The 3,152-nt window shown below is 75.3% G+C and carries 3 protein-coding genes; 1 reads left to right on the forward strand and 2 read right to left on the reverse strand.

The window, feature by feature from the left end; genetic code table 11:
* The first annotated feature begins 19 nt into the window (after positions 1 to 19).
* Positions 20 to 589 carry a GNAT family N-acetyltransferase gene (locus IF89_RS0134665; RefSeq protein WP_043194802.1) on the forward strand — a complete coding sequence of 190 codons (570 nt, stop codon included), beginning with the start codon at positions 20 to 22 and terminating at the stop codon, positions 587 to 589.
* On the opposite strand, the gene IF89_RS46640 is transcribed toward IF89_RS0134665, so the two are convergent.
* Positions 508 to 1,134: a HEAT repeat domain-containing protein gene (locus IF89_RS46640; RefSeq protein ID WP_158718097.1), complete on the reverse strand. Its 627-nt coding sequence runs from the start codon at positions 1,132 to 1,134 to the stop codon at positions 508 to 510. The genes IF89_RS0134665 and IF89_RS46640 overlap by 82 nt on opposite strands.
* A 143-nt stretch (positions 1,135 to 1,277) precedes the next feature.
* Positions 1,278 to 2,945 carry a DUF6056 family protein gene (locus IF89_RS0134670; protein WP_158718098.1) on the reverse strand — a complete coding sequence of 556 codons (1,668 nt, stop codon included), beginning with the start codon at positions 2,943 to 2,945 and terminating at the stop codon, positions 1,278 to 1,280.
* Positions 2,946 to 3,152: the final 207 nt, after the last annotated feature.

Below are 3,152 nucleotides of genomic sequence, written 5' to 3' on the forward strand. Positions count from 1 at the left end.
GGGGAAGACTGCGGCGATGATGCGTGATCGTCTGGAGGTGGGCCCGGAGCTGCGGCTGCGGCGCTGGGCGCCGGGGGATGCCGGGGCGGTGCTGGCGGCGTTCGCCGAGCCGGTGATGGCGCGGCAGGCCGCCGAGCCGGTGGTGACGCCGGCGGCGGCGCGGCGCTGGTTGGCGGCGAGGGCCGAGCAGTGGGATGCGGGGACGGGGTTCGCGTTCGCGGTCGTCGACGGTGCGGATGCGGTACTGGGGCATGTGGCGGTGGGTGCCGTCGACCGGCGTCACCGCACCGGGTGGGTGTCGTACTGGACGACCGCGGCGGCCCGCGGGCGGGGGGTGGCCTCGGGCGGCTGTCGGGCGGTGGCTGCCTGGGCGTTCGAGGATGCGGGTCTGTTCCGGCTGGAACTGGGCCACCGCATCGACAATCCGGCTTCGTGCGCGGTGGCGCGGGCGGCGGGCTTCGCGGTCGAGGGGGTGCAGCGGCGCAGGCTGGAGTACGACGGTGTCCGCTACGACGTGGAGCTGCATGCGCGGCTGGCGACCGACGGCGGCGGACCGCTGCCCCGCCGCCCGGCCCCACCTGCGCTCTGACCGCCGGGGCCGGGGGGGCTTGGGCGGGCGGGTGCGGTTGTCTTGCCGACCGAGCCGCTCGGATTCGGGAGCTGTGCCGTCCTGTCCCGGGCCGACTTTCGGTGGCGGTGGAGCTCCGCCACCGCGTCCGAGGCCTCCCGGCGGACCTCGGGGTGGGGGTGGTGGAGGAACCGCTCGACGATCGGTAGCGCTGCCGGGTCGTGGGTAGTGCCGAGGACGGCCAGGACGTAGGCGAGGAGCACGGGTTCGAAGCCGTCTGCCCCGGCTGCGAGCGGCTCCACCACTCGGTAGGGAAGTTCGTAGTGCGGGGAAGCTGCCGTGCGGACTGCGTGCAGTGCCGACTCGCGCACTGCGTGGCTCTCGCCGGAGAGCGCGATGGTGACGAGACGTTCGACGGCCCGCTCGACGTCGCTGTGCGCCAATCGGCCCGTCTGCAGGATGTCGCTGACGGCATCGAGGCAGAGGTCCCGGCGGCCCGCATCGGAGCTGTTCAGCTCCTCCCAGGCCGATTCGATCAATGCTGTCGGGCTCTGGTGTGTGTCCACGGCCCGAGCATAGAGCGGCCCCGGGCCGCTGCCGCTCCCCCCTCCCCCTTTGCGTCGGAAGCGGGCCGGGCACCGGCCCGGTGTCCGGCGGCACCCCTCCCCGCCGGACGCCGCCGGCACCACGAGCGGCGGGGCGGGGTGGGTCAGCGGGGGTGGATGCGGTCGACGCCGTACCAGCGGGAGACGCAGGCGGCGACCCAGTCCCGGTCGTAGTCGGCGGTGTAGAAGGGTTCGGCGAGGCTGCCGATGTGCAGGGGGCGGTAGGCGACGTCGGTGGCGCCTCGGGCGGTCTCGGCGCGGATGCGGGCGTTTTGGGCGTCCCAGGCGATGGAGCGGGCGACGGTGGTGGTGGTGAGCTGTTGCAGGGCGGGGACGAGGGAGGCCATTGCGGCCAGGGTCAGGCAGAGCGCGGTCGTGGCGGCGGCGGCCGCGGTGGCGGGGCGGCGGGCGGCCAGGCGCGGGCCGGCCCAGGTGCCGAGCAGGGCGCCGTAGCCGCACAGGGCCAGTTCCATGGGCAGGAGGAAGCTCGTCCAGGTGCGGGCGTACGTCCAGCCGGTGGGTCCGTATCCGCTGCGCAGGCCTGCCGCGACCGCGAAGGAGCCGAGGATCACCACGGGCAGGGGCAGGAGGAGCAGGGCGGCCCGTGTGGCCCGGCCCGCCCCGGCAGCGGCAGGAGCGGGGGCGGTGGCGCGGTTGGGGGTGTGGGGGTGGGGGGTGCGGAGGGTGGCGGCCAGGCCGAGGAGGAGGCCGGCGGCCGCGGCGGCGAGGTAGGCCCATTGGCCGGTGACGGTGTCCCAGATGCGCAGCCAGTCCTGGTAGGTGGCGTGCAGTTCGCCGGTGGAGAGCATGGGGGGGTTCTCGGGCTGTTGGGCGCGGCGCCAGCGGGCGCCCGGGGAGGTGTGCAGGACGGCGAGGCCGCAGGCGAGGCCGGTGCACCACAGCAGGCACCAGCGGGTGGGGCGCCAGGTGGTGGCCAGGCGTAGGCGGGGCAGGCACAGCAGGGCGGTCAGGGCGGCGAGGAGGCCGCTGACCAGGGCGAAGGGTTCGCTGAGGGTGCCGAGGGCGAGACCGATGAGGAGGGCTGCGGTCATGCCGGCGGTGCGGACGGCGCGGCGGGGGTGGTTGACGGTGGCCAGGGCCGTCAGGAGGGCCCACAGGCCGATGACGGAGGGGAGGGTGTGGGAGATGGTGGCGGGGGCCCACAGCAGGACTTGGTAGCTGCGGGTGCCTGCGAAGTAGAGGAGGGCCTGGAGGGCGAGGGCGCAGGCGGTCAGGGCGAGGAGGGGCGGGGTGCGGCCGAGGGCGTGCAGGAGGCGGCGGCCCAGCAGGACGAGGGCGGCGGTGAGGGTGCAGGTGATGAGGGTGGGGAGGAGTTTGGTGCCGGCGGGTCCGCCGCTGTAGAGGAGGCCGCTGAGGAAGGCGTTGGTGATGCGGCCGTTCTGGGTGGTGTAGAAGTCGGCGGTGATGCCGAGGACTCCGAGGTCGCGGGTCTTCCAGGCGGCGCACCAGTCGTCGGAGGTGGGGCGCAGGTAGAGGCCGAGGAAGCATCCGACGGCGACGAGGGCGCCGGCGGCGGCGAGGAGGGTCGCTGCGGCGGCGGGCAGGAGGGTGCGCGGCAGGGGGTGGGGGCCGGTGTTCCGGCGGTTCGGGGAGGAGGGGGTCACGCGGTCCTCGTCCTGGGCCGCCATGGTGCTCATGGGCCACCTCTTCGCAGCGTTCGCGGTGGTCGCCGTGGTCACGGTGGGGGCGGTGTTCGCCGTGGTCGCCGTGGTCACGGTGGGGGCGGTGTTCGCCGTGGTCGCCGTGGTCACGGTGGGGGCGGTGTCGCGGTGTTGGGGTGGGGGCCCATGGGGCGGGTCGGGTACGTCGGGCGGCCGGTGTGCCCTGCCGGTCGTGGTGATCGCAAGGGCCCGCGGACACCCATGATGTGCACGGTTCGCCGTGGCCGGCATCCCGGGTGGGCCGGACGCGGCAGGGGCGGTGCCGGGGGCGTGCGTCGGTGGCGGGGCGGGGGTGGG

It is taken from the genome of Streptomyces sp. NRRL F-2664 (assembly GCF_000719345.1).
Classification (GTDB): Bacteria; Actinomycetota; Actinomycetes; order Streptomycetales; family Streptomycetaceae; genus Streptomyces.

What these genes read in the sequence shown, in the direction of transcription:
- IF89_RS0134665 (WP_043194802.1), top strand. Translation starts at nt 20, where the DNA reads ATGCGTGATCGTCTGGAGGTGGGCCCGGAGCTGCGGCTGCGGCGCTGG.